Origin of the sequence: Sphingomonas sp. NIBR02145, assembly GCF_027359115.1 — a bacterium.
Taxonomy (GTDB): domain Bacteria; phylum Pseudomonadota; class Alphaproteobacteria; order Sphingomonadales; family Sphingomonadaceae; genus Sphingomonas; species Sphingomonas kyeonggiensis_A.
The window spans coordinates 1,119,815-1,139,272 of the sequence record NZ_CP114791.1; the positions used below are offsets into that span (position 1 = coordinate 1,119,815).

Genomic DNA, 19,458 nt, shown 5'->3' on the forward strand with positions numbered 1-19,458 from the left:
GCGGCCCCGGCGCATCTCATGGGCTACATCCTGTTCGGGAGTTTCGATGATGTTGACCAGCCTGCTTCTCCTCGCCGCCGCTGCCGCCGGAGGGCAGGCCGACGATCCGGTCGCTCCCGCCCGGGCGGGCAAGACGCAGTGCGTCGTGCCGGATCAGGCGAAGAAGACCTGCGTCGGCACGACGAGCTACAAGATCAGCGGAAACAGCTATGAGGCGACCACGCGGCTGTTCCTCGCGCCCACGCCGCTGATCACCATGGAGATCCGCACCCGGGGCACGGTCAGCGACGGCCAGCTCTGCGAGACGATCAAGCTGGCCGATTTCCAGGCCGGCACCGTCTACATGAACGGCAAGCCTGCCGAGGACGCCACCGCCAACGCCGTGAAGAGCCAGCTCACCGCCGCAGTCGCGCCGCTCGACGGCAAGAACACCTGCACCACGATCAAGCCGGCCGAGAACGGCCTGCTCCTCAACGAGCTCAGCGTCGATGGCGCGGTGCGCCCCGATCTCAGCCAGAAGTTCGTCTGGGTGAGCGACAAGGACGGCTACAAGCTGGGGAACTGACGATGATCGCCACTCTGCTCCTCCTCGCCACCGCGGCGCCGCAGCCGGCGCCTGCCCCCGATCTGCTCGACCCGGCCCGGACCGGCAAGATCCGCTGCGTCAGCCCGGATACCCGGCAGCGCACCTGCACCACCATGGTCCGCTACACCGTCCATGAGAACGGGACCTTCGACGCGACCGTCACCGGCGTAGTCTCCACCGAACCGACGATCCTGCTCGAATATCATATGTCGGGCCAGATCGAGGACGGCGCCGCCTGCTCCACCGTCCGCCCGATCGACTTCAGCTCGGGCAAGCTCACCAAGGACGGCGCCCCGCTCGCGACCGCGGTCGAGACTTCGGTCCGCCAACGCCTGATGCTCGCGCTCCAGCCGCTCGCCGGCAGGAAGCGCTGCTACCGCGACAAGGCGGACGGCGAAGGCATCATCTCGGACGTGACGATCGACGGCCTGGTCCGCAGCGACATGACCCAGCGCGCGCTCTGGGTCTCGCCCGAGGACGGCTGGGCGCCGGGGATGTGATCTCTAAAACTCCTCCCCGTTCCGGGAGGGGGACCACCGCGCAGCGATGGTGGAGGGGTTGCGCCAGAAGCGCGATCAGCGGGTTTGGAAGCACCGCTCAAATAGCCGCTCCCCGGCGAAAGCCGGGGCCCAGGGTTTCTCTGCTGTGTCGCTCTGTTACCCTGGGCCCCGGCTTTCGCCGGGGAGCAGTGGGATCAATCGCCCCTCCCCCAGCAAGCTGGAGGAGGAACTGGGAAGCTCAAACCCCCGCCAGCGCCTCGGCCAGCGCAGCCTTCACCGCCTCGAGCGCCTCGGCGCCCTTGTCGCCATCCGGGCCGCCGCCCTGGGCCATGTCGGGACGGCCGCCGCCGCCCTGCCCGCCCAGCACCGCCACGGCGACCTTGACCAGGTCCACCGCGCTCGCCGCCACACCGGCAGTCACGCCGACCGCGACCGAGGCCCGGCCGTCATTCACGGCAACCAGCGCCACCACGCCCGAACCAACCCGCTGCTTGGCCTCATCGACCGCGCCGCGCAGTTCCTTGGGCTCGAGCCCGTCGATCACCTGGCCGATGAAGTTGATGCCCGCGACCTGCTCCGGCCCAGCCGCCTGCGCGGCACCGCCGCCGCCCAGCGCCAGTGCCTTCTTGGCCTCGGCCAGGTCGCGCTCGAGCTTGCGGCGCTCCTCGACCAGCGCAGCCACACGGCCCACAACTTCATCCGGCGACGTCTTGAGCGCCGCCGCCGCCTCGCGCAGCTGCGCGTCGCGGCCGTTGAGCCACAGCCGCGCGCCTTCGCCGGTCAGCGCCTCGATCCGGCGCACGCCGCTCGACACGGCGCTTTCCGAGACGATCTTGAAGATCGCGATGTCGCCGGTGGCGTTCACGTGCGTGCCGCCGCACAGCTCGACCGAATAGGACGCATCCTCGCCCAGCCCCATCGACAGCACGCGAACTTCGTCGCCGTACTTCTCGCCGAACAGCGCCATCGCGCCGGCGGCGATCGCGTCGTCCGGAGTCATCAGCCGGGTCTCGACCGCGCCGTTGTGGCGGATCTGCGCGTTCACATCGGCTTCGATGTCCGCGATCTCCTCGGCCGACAGCGCCGAGGGGTGCGAGAAGTCGAAGCGCAGGCGATCGGGCGCCACCAGGCTGCCCTTCTGCGTCACATGCCCGCCCAGCCGCTTGCGCAGCGCCGCGTGCAGCAGGTGCGTCGCCGAGTGGTTGGCGCGCACGCGATCGCGGTGATCGGCATCGACGGTGAGCTGCACCGCGTCGCCGACCGCGACTTCGCCGGTCTCGATCTTGGCATGATGCGCGTGAAGCCGCCCAAGCGGCTTGGAGGTGTCGTTCACCGCCGCGCTCAGCTTGTCGTTCGAGATCACGCCGACATCGCCCATCTGGCCGCCGCTCTCGGCGTAGAAGGGGGTCTGGTTGGTCAGGATCGTCACGCTGTCGCCGGCAACTGCCTTGTCGACCTTGGCGCCGTCCTTGACGATCGCCACCACCTGGCCTTCGCCCTGGGTGCCGGCATAGCCGGTGAACTCGGTGCCGCCCAGCTCGTCGGCCAGGTCGTACCACAGCTCTTCCGAAGCCTTCTCGCCCGAGCCCTTCCAGGCCGCGCGCGCTGCGGCCTTCTGCGCGGCCATCGCGGTGTCGAAGCCGGCGCGATCGACGTTGATCTCCTGCGCGCGCAGGGCGTCCTCGGTCAGGTCATAGGGGAAGCCGAACGTGTCGTAGAGCTTGAACGCGGTCTCGCCGGGCAGCGTGTCGCCCGCCGCCATGCCGACAGTCGCCTCGTCGAGCAGCCGCAGGCCATTGGCCAGCGTCTGGCGGAAGCGCGTCTCTTCCTGCAGCAGCGTCGCTTCGATCAGCGGCTGCGCGCGGACCAGCTCGGGGAACGCGGCGCCCATCTCGGCGACCAGCGACGGCACCATGCGGTGCATCAGCGGATCCTTGGCGCCGAGCAGGTGCGCGTGGCGCATCGCGCGGCGCATGATGCGGCGGAGCACATAGCCGCGGCCTTCATTGGCCGGCAGCACGCCGTCGGCGACGAGGAAACCGGCCGAGCGCAGGTGATCGGCGATCACGCGGTGGCTCGCCTGGTTCTCGCCGGTGGTCGAGGCGCCGGTCAGCGCGCCCGAGGCGGCGATCAGCGCCTTGAACGTGTCGGTATCGTAATTGTCATGGACGCCCTGCAGCACCGCCGCGACGCGCTCCAGGCCCATGCCGGTATCGATCGAGGGACGCGGCAGGTCGCCGATGATCTCGTCATTCTCCTGCAGGAACTGCATGAAGACGAGGTTCCAGATCTCGACGAAGCGGTCGCCATCCTCTTCCGGCGATCCCGGCGGGCCGCCCCAGATATGGTCGCCATGGTCGTAGAAGATCTCCGAGCACGGCCCGCACGGACCGTCCGAGCCCATCGCCCAGAAATTGTCCTTGGTCGGGATGCGGATGATCCGCTCCTCGGGGAGCCCCGCGATCTTCTTCCACAGCTCGAACGCCTGGTCGTCGGTGTGATAGACGGTGGCGGTCAGCTTCGACGCCGGGATGCCCCATTCCTTGGTCAGCAGCGTCCACGCATGCGTGATCGCCTGCTCCTTGAAATAGTCGCCAAACGAGAAGTTGCCGAGCATCTCGAAGAAGGTGTGGTGGCGCGCGGTATAGCCGACATTGTCCAGGTCGTTATGCTTGCCGCCGGCGCGGACGCACTTCTGCGAGCTGGTCGCGGTCGAGTAAGGGCGATTCTCCAGGCCGGTGAACACGTTCTTGAACGGCACCATGCCCGCGTTCACGAACATCAGGGTCGGGTCGTTGTGCGGCACCAGCGGAGCGCTGGGAACGCGGGCATGTCCCTGGCCCTCGAAATAGTCGAGGAACGAACGGCGGATATCGTTGGTCGAAGTCATAAGCCGCCGACTTAGTTGCGGACAGGCTTTCGCTCAAGCGAAACACTTCGATCAGGGTAAAAGGTCCGCTATCTCACCGATTTGTTGCGGGCGCCGGCGCGCAGGCCTTGCAGGATATGGTGGCCGTCACTGCCCCTGAACGGCACGAGATTGGCGATTCCCATCCCCGCCGAGAGCAAGGCGAGCGCGCCGAGCAGCGCGCCGGCCAGAGTCGCGCTGCCGATCAGGGTGGCGCCGGTGCCGGCCAGCAGCGCGAGCAGCAGGTTCGCGATCGGCCCGGCGGCGGCGATCATCATGTGCTTGCGGCGCGCATCGATCCGGTCGAGCACATACGACACATAGCCGCCCAGGTCGCCCATCCCGGCCCGCCATTTCAGCCGCAGCCGGCGCTGCCGCATGCTGTATTCGAAGGGCAGCACCACGATCGAACGGATATCGGCGCCCAGCCGGTGCGCCGCGGCGGCATGGCCCAGCTCGTGCACCAGCACCGCGATGAGGCAGAGCAGCGCGTCGACGATCAACCGCGCGGGCAGTCCGGCATCGCCCCGGAAATGCTCGCTCAGCACCCCCATCACGCCAAAGGCGGTGAGGAAGAAGATCACTATCGCCAGCGCCCGCATCGTCCCGTCCCCTGCTGCAGGTACCCTGTCAGCACCGGCCCGGATTGCAATGTAGGATTTCACCTGCTTCGCTCGCGCCGCCGGGTTTCATTCCCGCCGCTCTTTGATCCGTAGGAAGGAGAACAGGTTCTCGCCGGCGCGGGAAACTCAGCCCATCGGCGCGTCGATCGAGCGGGGCGGCTCGCTGAACCATTTCGGCCCGTTCTCGGTCATGTGGAAACAGTCTTCCAGCCGCACGCCGAAGCTGCCCGGGATGTAGATGCCCGGCTCGTTCGAGAAGCACATGCCCGGCGCCAGCTTCGTCGCCTCGCCGCGTACCAGGTTGACCGGCTCGTGCCCGTCCAGGCCGATGCCGTGGCCGGTGCGATGCGACAGGCCCGGCAGCTTGTAGTCCGGTCCCCAGCCGAGCGAGGCATAGTAGCGGCGCACCGCGTCATCGACGCTGCCTGCGGTCGCGCCGAGCCTGGCGGCGGCAAAGGCGGTCTGCTGGCCCTTGGCGACCTGGTCCCAGACCTTGCGCTGCTCGGCATTGGCGCTGCCATGCACCCAGGTACGCGACACGTCGGACTGGTAGCCCTGCACCGTGCACCCGCAGTCCATCAGGATGATTCGTCCATCGGCAACCGGCGACGGGGTCTTGGTGCCGTGCGGATAGGCCGCGCCCTCGCCGACCAGCACCATGCTGAACTCGGGGCTGCCGCCCAGCTTCTTCGTGGCGGCGTCCATCAGCGCGGAGACGTCGCGCTGGCTCATCCCCTTCTCGACGCGCGGCTGGACCCAGCGATAGGCGGCGATGGTCACGTCGGTCGCGAGCTGCATCAGTGCGATTTCCGGGGCCGTCTTGATCATCCGGCAGCCCCGAACCACGGGATTGGCGGAGACCACTTCGAATCCCTCCTTCTGCAGCCCCCCGACTGCAAAATATCGAACGGTTTCCTCGATGCCGACGGGCAGATGCGCGAGCTTGCGGTCCTTGAGGAACCCGGCAACGGTCTTGAGTGGGTCCTCATCCTCGTTCCACACCCGCACCTCGGCCGGGATCGCCAGCCCCTCGCGGGTGCGTGCCTCCTCGAAGAATGGGGTGACGATGCACGGCTCGCCCTCGGCCGGCAGCACGACCGCGGTCAGCCGCTCGCTCCGCCCCCAGCGCAACCCGGTGAAATAGACCAGCGACGATCCGCCCTCGATCAGCACCGCGCCGATGCCGTTCGCCTGCATCAGCTTCTGCGCCCGGGCAAGCCGCGCGGCGCGCTCTTCATTGCCGATCGGCACCGCCCCCTTGGTGATGTCCTGCAGCGCCGAAAGGTCCGGCTCGGCGGCACGCAGCACGCCCGGCAGGGCCAGCAAAGGCGCGGCGGCGGCGGCGCGGACGAGGGTACGGCGGTCGAGGCGCATCGGCATTCTCCGGACAGGACGGCGCATGCGATAGGGCCGCTTCCAAGGTCGCTGCAATACCCCCTGTGCATAGGGCAGCGCGCATCGGCTGGCCGCGCAGGGCTTGACCCGGGGCCCGCAATCCCCTTTGCCTGCGCCAAAGGATTTTAGGGGGACCCTGTTTTGGGCAAGCGACTTACCTGGTTCATTCTGGCAGCACTGCTGCTCGGCGGCATATTGGGCTATGTGCTCAACATCTCGCTCTCGGGCACGCCGGAAGGGGCGAAGGCGATCGAGAACTGGGCATATGGGCTCGACATTCCGACCCAGATGTTCCTCCACCTCATCAAGATGATCATCGCGCCGCTGGTGGTTTCCACCCTGGTGGTGGGCATCGCGCATATGGGCGGCGGCGGCGCCATCGGCCGCGTCGGCCTGAAGGCATTCTTCTGGTTCGTCTGCGCCAGCCTCGTCTCGCTCACCCTCGGCCTGATCTTCGTCAACCTGCTCCAGCCCGGCGTCGGCCTCAACCTGCCGATCCCGGCGGCCTCGACGTCCAGCGGCGTCGATCGCTCGAGCTTCGATGTCGCCAAATTCTTCATCCACATCATCCCCACCAGCGGGATCGATGCGATGGCAAGCAACGACATCCTCCAGCTCGTGATCTTCTCGCTGTTCTTCGGCGTCGGCCTCGCGGCGATCGGCGAAAAGGGCGAGCCGCTGGTCAAGGGCCTCGAAGCGCTCGTCCAGGTGATGCTCACCGTCACCGGCTATGTCATGCTGTTCGCTCCGGTCGCGGTGTTCTGCGCGGTGGCCAAGGCGCTGGCGACCAAGGGCATCGGCGTGGTGGGCGACCTCGCCTTCTTCATGGGCAGCTTCTACCTCGGCCTGTTTGCGCTCTGGGCGGTGCTGCTCGGCGCCTGCTTCCTGATCGTCGGCCCGCGTACCGGCACGCTGCTGCGCTATCTGCGCGACCCGATCCTGCTCGGCTTCTCCACCGCTTCGTCGGAAGCCGCCTATCCGCGCACGCTCGACGCGCTCGACCGGTTCGGCGTGCCCCCGCGCATCGCCAGCTTCGTGCTGCCGCTCGGCTATTCGTTCAATCTCGACGGCTCGATGATGTACATGACGTTCGCGTCGATCTTCATCGCCCAGGCGTACGGTATCCACCTCGACTGGATGACGATGATCCAGATGCTGCTGATCCTCATGGTCACCAGCAAGGGCATCGCCGGCGTGCCGCGCGCCAGCCTGGTCGTCATCACCGGCACGCTCAGCCACTTCAACATCCCAGAGGCCGGCATCCTGCTGATCCTCGCCGTCGATCATTTCCTCGACATGGGCCGCACCGCGACCAACGTGATCGGCAATGCCGTCGCCAGCGTCGTCGTCGCCCGCTGGGAAGGCAAGCTCGACGCGCCGGGCGATCCCGAGCCGGCTGTCCTGCCGATGCACGGCACCACCACCAAGACCGACAGCTTCGAGGATTATGGCCAGTCCTGATCCCGCGGCAGTGCCCGGCGCGGACCTGCCCGTCCGCGTCGCGGCCCTCTACCAGTTCACGCGCTTTCCCGATGTCGAGAGCCTGAAGGCTCCGCTCCTCGCCTTGTGCGAGGGGCTGGGCATCAAGGGCACGCTGCTGCTCGCCAATGAAGGGCTGAACGGCACCATTGCCGGCAGCGACGACGCGATCGCGCAACTGCTCGACCATGTCCGCGCCCTGCCCGGCTGCGCTGGGCTCGACGTAAAATATTCGCGCGCGGCGGCGATGCCGTTCGACCGGATGAAGGTCCGGCTCAAGCGCGAGATCGTGACGATGGGCGAGCCGGACATCGATCCGCTCACCGATGTCGGCCATTATGTCGCGCCCGCGGACTGGAACGCGCTGATCGACGCGCCGGACACCATCGTGATCGATACGCGCAACGCCTATGAAGTCGCGCTGGGAACGTTCGAGGGCGCGATCGATCCGGAGACGCGCAGCTTCCGCGAGTTTCCCGAGTGGTTCCGCAAGTTCCGCGCCGCGCGCGAGGCGGACGGTCCGATGCCGCGCGTCGCGATGTTCTGCACCGGCGGCATACGCTGCGAGAAGTCGACCGCCTTCCTCAAGGCGGAGGGCATCGACGAGGTCTATCACCTCAAGGGCGGCATCCTGGCCTATCTGGAGCAGGTCCCACCCGAGCAGAGCCGCTGGCAGGGCGAGTGCTTCGTGTTCGACCAGCGCATCACCGTCGATCATGCGCTGCAGCCACGCAACCGCAGCCTCTGCCCACGCTGCCAGGGCCTCATCGCCTGTGAGGATACGCCCTGCCCTGCCTGTGACGATCTGGCCTTCCGGGATCACGCATAGGCATAGGGCCCGCCGGCGGTCAGCGCCGCCTGATAGGCCGGGCGGGCGTGGATCTTCGCGATCCAGCCAGCGATGTGCGGGCGGCCTTCGGTGGCATTGGCACGGCTGACCGCGGCTTCCAGCGGGAAGCTCATCATCACGTCCGCAGCGGTGAATTCGGCCCCGGCGAACCAGGGCCGCGCGCCCAGCTCGCCCTCGACATAGTCGAGATGGACGTCGATCATCGGCTGGAACTTCTTCTGCGCCATCTTGCCGAACAGCGGCACCCGGCTCAGCACCAGCTTGGTGAAGAGCGGGGGCATGAGCGAGCCCTCGGCATAGTGCAGGAAATGCTGCCAGCGCAGCGCGTCTTCGCGGTGTCCCGGCGCGCCCAGCTTCCCGTCGCCCAGCGCGACCAGATATTCGACGATCGCCCCGGTCTCCGCAATCGCCTGCCCGCCATGTTCGATCACCGGCGACTTGCCGAGCGGGTGCACGTGCCTGAGCTCGGGCGGCGCCAGCATCGTCGCCTTGTTCCGCTCGTAGCGCCGCACCTCATAGGGCAGGCCGAGTTCCTCAAGCAGCCAGAGCACGCGCTGCGAACGGGAATTCTCGAGATGGTGGACGATTACGGTCATGCAGCTTCCCCTGGACGGCGCGGGCGTTGCCGGGCCGAGATCGACTTGACGATGGTCCGCCCGCCCTGTGGCGGCAAGGGGCGCTTCGCGCGATCGAGCGCTGCGTCGATCAACGCGATCACCGCCGGTTCGTCGAGCAGCGCCACATTCTTGAGGCAGACATAGCGTCCCACCTTGCCTTCGCCCTGCAGCAACCCTTCCGGATCGGGCAGGCCGACGCCTGGGAGGAAATAGAGCAGGATGTTTCGGGGATAGATGGCGAGGCTGAACACGGCCTCCGACGTCTTATCGCCGGGGCCGTAGCCGATCGCCAGCGCGTTGTAATTATCGTAGACGAGTTCGGTGGCGCCGGGCAGCCGGCTCCGCAACACCGTCCGGGCGGCGCGAACACGGTCGGCAATCTCCGATGTGAAGCGATCGATGAAGACCTCCACCTGGGCCGCAGTCGCCGCGGAATCCCCAGGATCGGCGGGTGTCATGCCCCACCCCCGACTGCTTCGAACTGGAGCGCGCGCTTCGCCGGATCGGCATCGACCAGCTTCACCTGCAACGCGGTGCCGGGCGCCGCGCCGGGCGCATCGATCCGCGTGACCACCGGCAGGTCGGAGAGCTGCATCCGCGCGCCGCGCATGTCGACATCGGTGACAACGGCGGCAAAGGTCTCCCCTTCGCGGCCATCAAGGATCACGGCTTCGGCAAGGTCGATCACCGCGCGGTCGATCTGGCCGCCCAGGGCATCGGCCCGGCCCATCACCTTGGGCAGGCGTGCAAAGGCGTCGCTGACGGCCCCGGGCACCGGCTGGCCGTTCATCACCGCGAGCGTGGCACGGATCACATAGCGATCGGCGAGCCGGCGAAGCGGCGCGGTGGCATGAACATAGGGCGCGGCGACCGCGGCATGCCATGGCGCCGCATCGGCGCTCCATGGCGCATAGCTCGCGCCCTGCCCTGCCCGGCGGATCGCAAGCATCAGCGCCGCCTGATGCGGATCGGCCGCATCCAGACCGTCGCGGAAGCGCTCGAGCGGCAGAGCCTCGGGCCATGCGATGCCGAACGCCCGGGCGCTGTTGCGCAACCTGGCGACCGCCGCGGCATCGGGCTCGGCCATTACCCGGAACAGGCCCGTGTGATGCGCCTGCAGCACCTCCGCGATCGCCAGGTTCGCCGCGAGGGACAAGGCAGCATTCTGGTCCTCGGACGGATGCCGCGCGCGGAAGGCCAGCGCATAGCCGCCATTAGAGCGGCGGGCGACTTCCTGCTCCGGCGGATCGACCCGCGACGCGCCGCGCGCTGCTTCGGCCAGCGCGATACGGCGTGCCAGTTCGGCGAACTGGGGTGGCAGCTCGCTGTCAGCCACTGTTTCATAGGCGAGCTTGGCGCGGCTGCGGACCAGCGCGCGCTCTGCTTCCTCGAGCTTCACCGCACCATCGGGAGCGACGCGGACGGTGAAGATCACGGCGGGACGGGGGCCATCGGGGAGGAGGCTGGCCGCGCCTTCGCTCAGCACCGGCGGATAGAGGCTGGCCTTGCCGTCGGGCAGGTAGAGCGTCGTGCCCCGGCGCCAGGCCTCGGCGTCGACCGGATCGCCGTCCGTGACGAACCAGGCCACGTCGGCGATGGCGTAGCGCAGCAGCAGGTCATTGCCGCTGGTCTCGATCGCCAGTGCCTGGTCGAGGTCGGTGGCGCTGGCGGGGTCCAGGGTGACGAAGGGAATATCGGTTCGGTCGACATGCTCGCCTGGTATCCGCCTGGCGGCGATTTCGGCGGCTTCGAGTACCGGCTGCGGAAAGGCAGGCGGAACCTGATACTGGCTGCGAATCGCGGCAAGGCCATGGGCCAGCACGCAATCGGGATCGAGAACGGCCTTCATGCCCGCACCTTAGCGCGCCCGGCGCCGGTGCACAGTTCTCAAAATTCGCCGCTCGGCGCGACAGGCGAGGGATTCGAACCGCCCTCCCCGGAAACGGGAAAGACCCGGCGCGGGGCAACGCGCCGGGTCTTCCGATGGGGCTGAGCCCGTGACCGCTGCCACACGCGTCGCACGCGGGCGCGGCCTGATATTCCATTATAGATCGTCGTCGCCGTCCTCGGCGTCGGGACCCGCCATAAGTCCCTCGGCGACCTTCTCGGTGCGCGCGCGGATCGCCTTTTCGAGACGCTCGCGCAGCTCGGGATTGTCGCGCAGGAAGTTCTTCGAATTCTCGCGGCCCTGGCCGATGCGGACGCTGTCATAGCTGAACCAAGCGCCCGACTTCTCGACCAGCCCGGCCTTGACGCCGAGATCGAGGATCTCGCCGATCTTCGAGATACCCTCGCCATACATGATGTCGAACTCGACCTGCTTGAACGGCGGCGCCACCTTGTTCTTCACCACCTTCACGCGGGTGGTGTTGCCGATGATGTCCTCGCGGTCCTTGATCTGGCCGGTGCGGCGGATGTCGAGACGGACCGAAGCGTAGAACTTCAGCGCGTTGCCGCCGGTCGTCGTCTCCGGATTGCCGTACATCACGCCGATCTTCATGCGCAGCTGGTTGATGAAGATCACCATGCAGCGCGAGCGGCTGATCGAGCCGGTGAGCTTGCGCAGCGACTGCGACATCAGACGGGCCTGGAGGCCGACATGGCTGTCGCCCATCTCGCCCTCGATCTCGGCGCGCGGCACCAGCGCGGCGACCGAATCGACCACCAGCACGTCGATCGCGTTCGAGCGGACCAAAGTATCGACGATCTCGAGCGCCTGCTCGCCGGTATCCGGCTGCGAGACGATCAGCTCGTCGATATTGACCCCGAGCTTCTTGGCATAGACCGGATCGAGCGCATGCTCCGCATCGACGAACGCGGCGACGCCGCCGGTCTTCTGCGCCTCGGCGATCACATGGAGCGCCAGCGTGGTCTTGCCCGAGCTTTCCGGCCCATAGACTTCGATCACGCGACCGCGCGGCAGGCCGCCGACGCCGAGCGCGATGTCGAGCCCGAGCGAACCGGTCGAGATCGCCTCGACCTGCATCGCCTCCTTGGAGCCGAGCTTCATTGCCGAGCCCTTGCCGAAGGCGCGGTCGATCTGCGCCATTGCGGCGTCGAGCGCCTTCTGCTTGTCCGAAGAAATCGCCATGTTGCCGTCAATCACCTTGAGCGAAGCTGCCATTGGAAGTCCCCGTCGCTAGAAGGTTTAGCACGCTGCATCAACCTGTGTTGGAACGCCGTGTATCGCCTTTGTTCCACAAGAACAAGAGCGGAACGGAAATTTTTGTTCCATAATCGTTCCACCTGCCCGGCAACGGGGCCGCGCCGAGCTTTCCCTGCCCCCTTCGCTTCAATAGGCTGGGCCCGAATACAGGGGGGAATGCAATGCGCGTGGCGACGGGAACGCTGTTCGGCAGGAAATCGCTCACGCTTGTCGAAGCGGGCGAGCCCGGCGCCGACCCGTGGCATTTCCTGGCGTTCGAGGATGTCGAGGCGCAGGAAATCATCCGGCTGGATGCGCGCTACCTGCTCGTGCTCGGCTGCCGCGCCGCGCCCGAGGTGGATCCGGTTGCCGTGTTCGACCTGGTGGAGCGCCGACGCGTCTTCGAGATTCGCAGAAAGCGGCTTTCCTCGCATCGTTGGTGTTATTCGCCGGCGCAGCGCGCGTTCTTCTTCGCCCAGCGCGAGAAAGACTGGCTCTGCCACAGCCTTTACGAGCGATCGATCGACGGGGAGATCGATCGGAAACATCGTATCGATGGCTTCCGGATCAGCGAATTCGGGGCCCGCGACGACGGTACGATCGTCTGCGTGGAACAAGGCCTGCACGAGGACCGGATAGCGATCCTCGATCCCGCGACCGGCGAAGTGCGACTGACCCATCTCCCGCACCCGCCGCAGGGGAGCCAACCCGAAACCCGTCTGCGCTGGCTGAGCCCCGACGGGCGCTGGGCGCTGCGCAACCATCTCGACACCCTGCCCCGCGCCAGCGGGCGCACCGGCCTGCTTTCCCGTTTCCTGCGCAGCGCCCCCGCCGACAAGGCGCGCCACCCGGACCTGAGCGATGGCGAGCGGCGCTTCGGGATCGCGCTGGACCTGATCCCGCTCGATCCCGAGGGAGCAAAACGCACCATCGTCATCCGCTATATGTCGCTCGCGGAGTTCAAGGGACTGCCCAGCTTTGGCGAAGTGCTGGATGCGCTGGCCAGCAGCGGCGCCCCCCTGCTTCCGCTGCGCGAAGGCAGCGAGGAGCCGATAGAAGACAAGCTGTTGCTGCACCTGCTGCACCATCTGCATGACGTGGCATGGGACGCGGACAGCCAGGGGTTCACGGTGTTCTTCGCCCAAGTGCAGCGCCATGTGACGATCGACGGCGAGATCGGCCCGCTCGAGCCGGTGACGGACTGGCGCAATCGGAACAAGCTGCCGTCCCTGTCCGCGGATTACGCGCGCAAGGCCGGCAAGCCGATCGTGCAGGGACGATCGAGCCAGCAGGTGGCGCTGGCCGACCTGAGCGGCCCCGCCATCGCGGCCGCGCTGGACGAGATGCGCCAGCGGATCGAGACGCAGGGGCCGGAGGCGCTGTCCTTTGCCGGGGTGCTTGCCTTCCGCTTCAAGACGGGGGGCAAGTCGATCGGCGAGAAGGCGCTGTTCCAGGCGGTGCGCGACCTGCCCGCCAGCGAACAGGCGCCGCTGCTGCCGGCCCTGCGGGCCTTGCTGACCAGCTATGGCAGGGCGGCGGGCTCGTCCTGGCTCTCCTCGGGCAGTTCGGACACTGCCCCCGGCGCGCTTGCCGAAGCCGCGCTGGCACTGGCCGAGCTGGACGAAAATGCCTTCCTGTATCTGCGCGAATGGATCGCCGCGCTCGATCAGGAACATGACCAGATCGCCTCGGAAAAGCTGTTTCCGATCCTCGCGCGGCGCACGCGCTTTGCGACGCCCGAGGCGCTGCGCTTCGGCCTGTGGTTCTTCCTCCAGCAATGGCAGACGGTTTCCTATGAGAAGCGCTGGCATGGCCTGTTCGCGGCGGCGCCCGGCGTGATCGAGCCCGCGCCCTTTGCCCGGATGGCGCTGGAGGAAAGCCGTGTGGTGGTGGCTGCCAGCGACGGCGCCTCCGATCTCGAGAGCTGCCTGGTCAATCTGTGCGAGGCGATGCCGGGCGATTTCTGGGGCAAGGCGGCGACGCGCGAGCTGGAGCGACTGTTCGGCGAGGCGATTGCGATGGAAGCGGACAGCCGCTAGCGCCGCGCCATGACCCGCATCGTCGGCCATGTCAGCGCGCTCAACCGCTTCCCGGTCAAGTCGATGGCCGGGGAGCGGCTGACCACGGCCGAGCTCGACTGGCAGGGCATCGAAGGCGACCGGCAATATGCCTTCGTCCGCGCCGCCAACGGCACGCGCTTCCCCTGGCTGACCGCGCGCGAAGTGCCGGCGATGGTGCTGCACCATGCGCGGTTCGAGGACCCGGCGCGACCCAAGACCAGCGCGATCCTGGTGGAGACGCCGGACGGCGCGGTCACTTCGCTCCACGATCCGCTGCTCAAGGCGCATCTGGAGGCCGCCGCGGGCGAGCCGGCATCGCTGATCCAGGTGGCGCGCGGCTGCTATGATTCGATGCCGGTATCGATCCAGACCAGCGCCGGCCATGCCGCGCTGGAAGCGGCGCATGGCTGCGCGCTCGCCATCGACCGGTTCCGGATCAACGTGATCGTGGAGAGCGACCTGCCCGCGACCGAGTGGCAGGGCCGCCAGCTGGCGTTCGGCAAGGACGAGGACGGCGCGGTGATGCAATGCGCCGACCCGATCCAGCGCTGCGTGATCGTGACGATCGACCCGGTGACCGGCGCGAAGGAGCCGCGGGTGCTGCGCACGGTCGCGCGGGATTTCGGGGCTTGTTACGGTATCTATGCGGGGCCGGCGCGGCCCGGGTTGATCCGGGTTGGGGATGTTGTGCGGGTGGTGGATTAGGCGTGGAGGCCTGAACGCTCGCTTTCAGCGCAAGGGCTGAATGGCAGACATTGGGTGGTTAGCGGTCGTCAATGCTGCCCGGGAATGGCCTGCTGCACCTCCCGCGCTTGCGCCTGAGCCACCATCCAGCGCCAATCAGGAAGGCAGCTAGCGGAATTACGTTCCAAGCGCCGTTCACCCCACTGAATCCATGCAAAAGCCACGCTATCGGCACACTTGCGAGAGTGAACAGCGCCAGGCCGAACAGGCAGAGCTCCCACGCGCGCGGAGGTATAAAACGGCCGAACCTGTCCTTGAAGCCATCCATGAGGCGATTCTGCCACAAGGCTCGCGCGTCCGCCACTGGGGGCGTTTGCTGCCAGACCGTTTTCGGATCGGCCGTTTCCGCCGAGCGGCCGCTATTGGGTGGTTACCTGTCGTTCCGGATACGCCGCGACATCTCGGCAGCGTATTCTCGGGCACGTTCCAGTGCTTCCTCGTGGTCCGTGCTGTTATGCTCGACAGTCATGCGCCGAGGTCCAATCCCCACCGCCTGATAGCAACCCGGCGACGTCTCCTTCAAAGAGAAGGTCCAGGTCGTAAGGTCGCCGCCGGGATCAGGCGGGCTCACGTGGCGAAGATCGTATTCGCCCGGCGGCGTTCCCCAAGCGCTCGGATCAGGATGCGGTTGTGCGGGTTCGCCGTCGCCTGTCCAGCGCAACCTAATTTCGGCAGGTTCATCTTCGGGATACTGGCTGACAAACGTCCATCCAAGGCGGACGAGCTCCGCCGCATGCCGCGACGATCCCGTTCGGAGCATGCCGCGCACTTCTTCGTAGGGGCCAATGCCGAGCTTCATAGGCCTACGTTATCAGTCGGACGCAACGACCGCTATTGGGGCGTGAGCCGACAGGCTGCTTTCCGATCGGATGCAAACGGGCTGAATGACCGACAATGGGTGGTTAGCTGCCGTTAGCGCGGTAGCTTGTCAGCGATCCGTTTGAACTCTTCCGCAGTAAAGCCAGTGAGTGTCGGCATTTCCCAATCGAAAAACGACTTGCTCTCTACGGCGTGTAAAATGAGGCTACGAACGCCGTAGAGTTCTTCGAGCGACAATGAGGTATTTGGGACCACGCCGAGGACGGCTTCCGCTATGCGATCAGCGACACGCTCGATGCTTGAGGAGGTATCTACCAACTCGCCTTCTCGTTCCAGATCGCCGAGCGTCGTCACAATGGTTTGGCTCAGATGATGATCTTCCATGCGCGCCCCTTCAATGCGCGTAATGGCAGAGCGCCGTTATTGTCCGCAAGTGGGGCGTTAGCCGACAGTCCGCTTTCATGAGGCTAATGCCCGGTTTGCGGCATGCCCCGTGCGTATCGGCATTCTCGGCGACGGTGGTTGGTTCGATGGTTCCCCGGCGGAAGCCAGGGGCGTGGGTTACAAGCGATCCGGCAGGGAAACCCTGGGCCCCGGCTTTCGCCGGGGAGCCGGATGGGAGCGGCGCTTCCCCATGTCGTCATCCCGGCGAACGCCGGGATCTCAGGTGAAGCCGCGGGGAAGAGCCGCATGCCCCTTACGGAAGCGGCGTTGCCGAATGCCGGCAATCTCTGCGGTTCCCCGGCGAAGGCCGGGGTCCAGTTACCATGCCGTTAGAGAAGTTTACCCGCCTCACCTCCTGCGCCGAGACTGGGCCCCAGCCTTCGCCGGGGAACTTGAATGGCAACAGGAACGGTAATGGCGCCAGGAAAGGCTGGAAAGAAGCTCAGTCCGCCGCGACGAGGCTGTCGAGGACCTTTTCGACGCTGTCCATCGTGAAGGGCTTGGAGAGGATCGGGCGGTTGCGGTAGCTCTCGTGGATCATGTCCCCTGCCCCGCCGGTGGCGAGGACGAAGGGGATGCCGCGCGCGGCGAGCGCGTCGGCGATCGGCCAGCTGGTCTCGCCGCCGCGCAGGTTGACGTCCATGATCGCCGCGTCGATGCCGCCGGCCTCGACCAGCGCCAGGCCCGAGGCGACGCTGTCCGCGGTGCCCGCGACGACGCGGTCGAGCGCGTCGAGGAAATCCTCGAGCATCATCGCGATGAGCGGCTCGTCTTCGACGATCAATACTTTCTGGGGCCCCGACATATGCGCGTTCAATCGCAAAAAAGTTCCGGGACGCCAAGAGCTTATTTCGGACCAAGCACATCGCGGGCGGCTTCGGCAAGTTGCTGGACCGAAAAGGGTTTCGGCAGGAATGCAACTTGCTCCAGATCAATCGACTTGCGGAGCTGTTCTTCGGCATAGCCCGACATGAACAGGATCGGCAGGTCCGGATATTTGGCGCGGATGCGGCGCGCCATGCTCGGCCCGTCCATCACCGGCATGACCACGTCGGAGATCAGCAGGTCGGGCCGGTCGATCGTCTCGATCAGCTCGAGCGCCGCCTCGCCATTGTCGGCGGTGACCACGGTATAGCCCTGGCGGGTGAGCGCGCGCTCGGCGATGGCGCGGACCATGTCCTCGTCCTCGACGACCAGGATCGTGCCGGTGCCCCAGGTGTCGGCGGGCTTTTCCTTGATGCCCGGCACCAGCGCGGTCACCGGCGCCTCGGTCGCGGCATGGACCGGGAGGTAGATGGTGAACTCGGCGCCGCCGTGGCGGCCATTGTCGGCGAAGATGAAGCCGCCCGACTGCTTGATGATGCCGTAGACGGTGGAGAGGCCGAGGCCGGTGCCCTTGCCGACTTCCTTGGTGGTGAAGAAGGGCTCCCAGATCTTGGCGAGGATCTCGGGCGGGATGCCGGTGCCGGTGTCGGAGACGCGCACGGCGGTATAGTCGCCGACGGGCAGGACATCGTCGTCCATCTGGCGGACTTCGGATGCGGGCACCGCCATCGTCTCGATGGTGAGCGTGCCGCCGCCATTGGGGCTCTTCGAGAGCATCGCGTCGCGGGCATTGACCGCGAGGTTGACCACGACCTGCTCGAGCTGGCCGGGATCGGCGCGGACCGGGCCGAGGTTGCGGCCGTGCTTGACCTCGAGCCGGACCGTCTCGCCGAGCAGGCGCTTCAAGAGGTTGGAGACTTCGGAGATCACGTCGGGCAGCTGGAGCAGCTGCGGGCGCAGCGTCTGCTGGCGCGAGAAGGCGAGCAGCTGGCGGGTCAGCGAGGCGGCGCGGTTGGAGTTGGCGCGGATCTGCTGGATGTCGTCATAATCGCTGTCGCCGGGCGAATGACGCATCAGCATCAGGTCGCAATGCCCGATGATCGCGGTGAGGATGTTGTTGAAGTCGTGCGCGACACCGCCGGCGAGCTGGCCGACCGCCTGCATCTTGGTCGCCTGGGCGACCTGGCGCTTGAGCTTGGACTCCTCGCCCGAATCCTTGAGGCTGATCAGGACCGCGGCGTCGCCGAGGCCGCGCGCCCCGGCGATGCCGATCGAGACGGGCTCCTCGGGCGCATCGGCCATGCGGACGGTCATCTCGGCCGATTGCGGCGCGCCGCCGGCGAAGCGGCGGACCGCGTCGGCGAGGGCGGACTTGTCCTCGCGGACGACCAGATCGCCCGGGTAGAGCGGCGGGGCGGCGGCGTTGACCCGGGTGGCGCGGACGAACGCGTCGTTCATGCTGACGAAGCGGCCGTCGCGGTCGACCAGCGCGAGGCCGAGCGGCAGCAGCGCGATCAGCGAGCGGACATGCGCGCCGGCGCTGGCGCCGATCGCGGGCGTCGGCGCATGGCCCTGCTCCTCCTCGTCGAGCAGGGCGACGAGCAAGGGCGCATCCTCGCCGTCGAGGAACGGGATCTGCAGGACGCGGAGCGGATTGCCCTCCAGCCCCTCGCGCTCGAAGCGGACCAGGCCGAGGCTGTCGGTGATCAGGAAGCGGGCGAAGTCCCTGCCCTCCACCGCCGCTTCGCCGCTGCCCATGGCGCGCAGGCGGAACACGCGGTTGGCGGCGCGGACCCGCCCCTCGGGCGAGACCATCGCGGTCATGATGCCGGAGGATCCGAGCCGGTCGCCGGTATGGCCGTCGATCAGCGCCCGGACCTGGCTGGCGAGGTCGAGCGCCTGGACGCCGATGAAGCGCCAGACCAGCGACTCGTCGCCGACACGCTGGACGCGGACGGAGACGGGGGCGCCGAACACCTGGATGCCGTCCTCGCGCGCCTCGCCATCGCGCCAGGCGGTGCGCGCGGCGGTGCCGAGCGCAGCGACCGCGGCGTCGCTGATCGGCAGATTGGGCGGGGTCGGCCAGCCGGCAAACAGCGCCTCGAACCGGTTGTTGGCGCAGACCAGGCGGCCGGCGCGGTCGGTGACCGCAAGCGCATCGTCGCTGGCGGCGGCGAGCGCCTGGGCGACCGACCAGTCGACCGGCTGCTCGGCGGCGGTGTCGCTATGGAAGAGCCTGCGCGCGCCGAGCAGGACGCCGGCGGCAAGTACGCCCGCCGCGACGAAACCCACCGCGACGGCGCGGTCGTTCAGCGTCAGCAGGATCACCGCGCCCGCGAGGATGCCGGCCAGGATCGCGCCGGCATAGGGCAGCCAGCGGCGGGACGGCGATACGGGGGTGTGAACGGGCAGCGTGGCCATGCGCCCGTGTGAGGCGGCGCCGCTTGCGGGTCAAGCGGCGCC

Annotated in this window: 17 protein-coding genes; 6 read left to right on the top strand and 11 right to left on the bottom strand. The window is 67.4% G+C overall.

Annotated features, from left to right (window positions below):
- Positions 1 to 46 precede the first annotated feature (46 nt).
- Both O3305_RS05270 and O3305_RS05275 read left to right on the top strand, forming a co-directional pair.
- Positions 47 to 565, top strand: a complete 519-nt coding sequence (locus tag O3305_RS05270) for a hypothetical protein (protein WP_269575449.1) — start codon at positions 47 to 49, stop codon at positions 563 to 565.
- 2 nt (positions 566 to 567) lie between these two features.
- Positions 568 to 1,086, top strand: a complete 519-nt coding sequence (locus O3305_RS05275; RefSeq protein ID WP_269575450.1) for a hypothetical protein — start codon at positions 568 to 570, stop codon at positions 1,084 to 1,086.
- A gap of 238 nt (positions 1,087 to 1,324) precedes the next feature.
- Here the strand turns inward: O3305_RS05275 and alaS are convergent, their stop codons facing one another.
- From alaS to O3305_RS05290, 3 genes are all read right to left on the bottom strand, one after another.
- Positions 1,325 to 3,976 (bottom strand): alanine--tRNA ligase, encoded by a 2,652-nt coding sequence (alaS, locus tag O3305_RS05280; RefSeq protein ID WP_269575451.1) that lies wholly within the window; start codon positions 3,974 to 3,976, stop codon positions 1,325 to 1,327.
- Positions 3,977 to 4,044: 68 nt separating this feature from the next.
- On the bottom strand, positions 4,045 to 4,596 hold the full coding sequence (locus O3305_RS05285; RefSeq protein WP_269575452.1) for a site-2 protease family protein: 552 nt from the start codon (positions 4,594 to 4,596) through the stop codon (positions 4,045 to 4,047).
- Positions 4,597 to 4,743: 147 nt separating this feature from the next.
- Positions 4,744 to 5,997 carry a M24 family metallopeptidase gene (locus O3305_RS05290; RefSeq protein ID WP_502958197.1) on the bottom strand — a complete coding sequence of 418 codons (1,254 nt, stop codon included), beginning with the start codon at positions 5,995 to 5,997 and terminating at the stop codon, positions 4,744 to 4,746.
- Between the two features lie 156 nt (positions 5,998 to 6,153).
- On the opposite strand from O3305_RS05290, the gene O3305_RS05295 reads away from it, so the two are divergent.
- The gene (locus tag O3305_RS05295; RefSeq protein ID WP_269575454.1) at positions 6,154 to 7,473 is read left to right on the top strand and encodes a dicarboxylate/amino acid:cation symporter; all 1,320 of its coding nucleotides are present in this window, start codon (positions 6,154 to 6,156) and stop codon (positions 7,471 to 7,473) included.
- Positions 7,460 to 8,320 (top strand): oxygen-dependent tRNA uridine(34) hydroxylase TrhO, encoded by an 861-nt coding sequence (gene trhO / locus O3305_RS05300; protein ID WP_269575455.1) that lies wholly within the window; start codon positions 7,460 to 7,462, stop codon positions 8,318 to 8,320. The genes O3305_RS05295 and trhO overlap by 14 nt, the downstream gene beginning before the upstream one ends.
- On the opposite strand, the gene O3305_RS05305 is transcribed toward trhO, so the two are convergent.
- The 4 genes from O3305_RS05305 to recA all read right to left on the bottom strand — a co-directional run bounded on the left by O3305_RS05305 (position 8,311) and on the right by recA (position 12,082).
- Positions 8,311 to 8,937, bottom strand: coding sequence for a glutathione S-transferase family protein (locus O3305_RS05305; RefSeq protein WP_269575456.1), 627 nt, complete (start codon positions 8,935 to 8,937; stop codon positions 8,311 to 8,313). The two genes, trhO and O3305_RS05305, sit on opposite strands and share 10 nt — an antisense overlap.
- Positions 8,934 to 9,416, bottom strand: coding sequence for a DUF1801 domain-containing protein (locus tag O3305_RS05310; protein WP_269575457.1), 483 nt, complete (start codon positions 9,414 to 9,416; stop codon positions 8,934 to 8,936). Before O3305_RS05310 ends, O3305_RS05305 begins: the two co-directional genes overlap by 4 nt.
- On the bottom strand, positions 9,413 to 10,807 hold the full coding sequence (locus O3305_RS05315; protein WP_269575458.1) for an RNB domain-containing ribonuclease: 1,395 nt from the start codon (positions 10,805 to 10,807) through the stop codon (positions 9,413 to 9,415). Before O3305_RS05315 ends, O3305_RS05310 begins: the two co-directional genes overlap by 4 nt.
- A gap of 195 nt (positions 10,808 to 11,002) precedes the next feature.
- Positions 11,003 to 12,082 carry a recombinase RecA gene (gene recA / locus O3305_RS05320; protein ID WP_269575459.1) on the bottom strand — a complete coding sequence of 360 codons (1,080 nt, stop codon included), beginning with the start codon at positions 12,080 to 12,082 and terminating at the stop codon, positions 11,003 to 11,005.
- 203 nt (positions 12,083 to 12,285) lie between these two features.
- On the opposite strand from recA, the gene O3305_RS05325 reads away from it, so the two are divergent.
- The gene (locus tag O3305_RS05325; RefSeq protein ID WP_269575460.1) at positions 12,286 to 14,142 is read left to right on the top strand and encodes a hypothetical protein; all 1,857 of its coding nucleotides are present in this window, start codon (positions 12,286 to 12,288) and stop codon (positions 14,140 to 14,142) included.
- 9 nt (positions 14,143 to 14,151) lie between these two features.
- Entirely contained in the window at positions 14,152 to 14,868 is a 717-nt protein-coding gene (locus tag O3305_RS05330; RefSeq protein WP_269575461.1) for an MOSC domain-containing protein, read from the top strand.
- Between the two features lie 409 nt (positions 14,869 to 15,277).
- On the opposite strand, the gene O3305_RS05335 is transcribed toward O3305_RS05330, so the two are convergent.
- The 4 genes from O3305_RS05335 to O3305_RS05350 form a co-directional block, all read right to left on the bottom strand.
- A complete protein-coding gene (locus O3305_RS05335; protein WP_269575462.1) occupies positions 15,278 to 15,706 on the bottom strand; it encodes a hypothetical protein in 429 nt (142 codons plus the stop codon).
- 113 nt (positions 15,707 to 15,819) lie between these two features.
- Positions 15,820 to 16,110: a hypothetical protein gene (locus tag O3305_RS05340; RefSeq protein WP_269575463.1), complete on the bottom strand. Its 291-nt coding sequence runs from the start codon at positions 16,108 to 16,110 to the stop codon at positions 15,820 to 15,822.
- Between the two features lie 502 nt (positions 16,111 to 16,612).
- Positions 16,613 to 16,975 (bottom strand): response regulator, encoded by a 363-nt coding sequence (locus tag O3305_RS05345; RefSeq protein WP_269575464.1) that lies wholly within the window; start codon positions 16,973 to 16,975, stop codon positions 16,613 to 16,615.
- A 41-nt stretch (positions 16,976 to 17,016) separates the two neighbouring features.
- Positions 17,017 to 19,416: a hybrid sensor histidine kinase/response regulator gene (locus O3305_RS05350; RefSeq protein ID WP_269575465.1), complete on the bottom strand. Its 2,400-nt coding sequence runs from the start codon at positions 19,414 to 19,416 to the stop codon at positions 17,017 to 17,019.
- Positions 19,417 to 19,458 lie beyond the last annotated feature (42 nt).

Excerpts from the sequence above, each read along its gene's own strand:
- O3305_RS05310 (WP_269575457.1), bottom strand. The coding sequence starts at position 9,416 with ATGACACCCGCCGATCCTGGGGATTCCGCGGCGACTGCGGCCCAGGTG.
- O3305_RS05345 (WP_269575464.1), bottom strand. The coding sequence starts at position 16,975 with ATGTCGGGGCCCCAGAAAGTATTGATCGTCGAAGACGAGCCGCTCATC.
- trhO (WP_269575455.1), top strand. The coding sequence starts at position 7,460 with ATGGCCAGTCCTGATCCCGCGGCAGTGCCCGGCGCGGACCTGCCCGTC.
- O3305_RS05340 (WP_269575463.1), bottom strand. The coding sequence starts at position 16,110 with ATGGAAGATCATCATCTGAGCCAAACCATTGTGACGACGCTCGGCGAT.
- recA (WP_269575459.1), bottom strand. The coding sequence starts at position 12,082 with ATGGCAGCTTCGCTCAAGGTGATTGACGGCAACATGGCGATTTCTTCG.
- O3305_RS05335 (WP_269575462.1), bottom strand. The coding sequence starts at position 15,706 with ATGAAGCTCGGCATTGGCCCCTACGAAGAAGTGCGCGGCATGCTCCGA.
- alaS (WP_269575451.1), bottom strand. The coding sequence starts at position 3,976 with ATGACTTCGACCAACGATATCCGCCGTTCGTTCCTCGACTATTTCGAG.
- O3305_RS05305 (WP_269575456.1), bottom strand. The coding sequence starts at position 8,937 with ATGACCGTAATCGTCCACCATCTCGAGAATTCCCGTTCGCAGCGCGTG.
- O3305_RS05315 (WP_269575458.1), bottom strand. The coding sequence starts at position 10,807 with ATGAAGGCCGTTCTCGATCCCGATTGCGTGCTGGCCCATGGCCTTGCC.
- O3305_RS05285 (WP_269575452.1), bottom strand. The coding sequence starts at position 4,596 with ATGCGGGCGCTGGCGATAGTGATCTTCTTCCTCACCGCCTTTGGCGTG.
- O3305_RS05290 (WP_502958197.1), bottom strand. The coding sequence starts at position 5,997 with ATGCCGATGCGCCTCGACCGCCGTACCCTCGTCCGCGCCGCCGCCGCC.
- O3305_RS05270 (WP_269575449.1), top strand. The coding sequence starts at position 47 with ATGATGTTGACCAGCCTGCTTCTCCTCGCCGCCGCTGCCGCCGGAGGG.
- O3305_RS05330 (WP_269575461.1), top strand. The coding sequence starts at position 14,152 with ATGACCCGCATCGTCGGCCATGTCAGCGCGCTCAACCGCTTCCCGGTC.
- O3305_RS05350 (WP_269575465.1), bottom strand. The coding sequence starts at position 19,416 with ATGGCCACGCTGCCCGTTCACACCCCCGTATCGCCGTCCCGCCGCTGG.
- O3305_RS05325 (WP_269575460.1), top strand. The coding sequence starts at position 12,286 with ATGCGCGTGGCGACGGGAACGCTGTTCGGCAGGAAATCGCTCACGCTT.
- O3305_RS05275 (WP_269575450.1), top strand. The coding sequence starts at position 568 with ATGATCGCCACTCTGCTCCTCCTCGCCACCGCGGCGCCGCAGCCGGCG.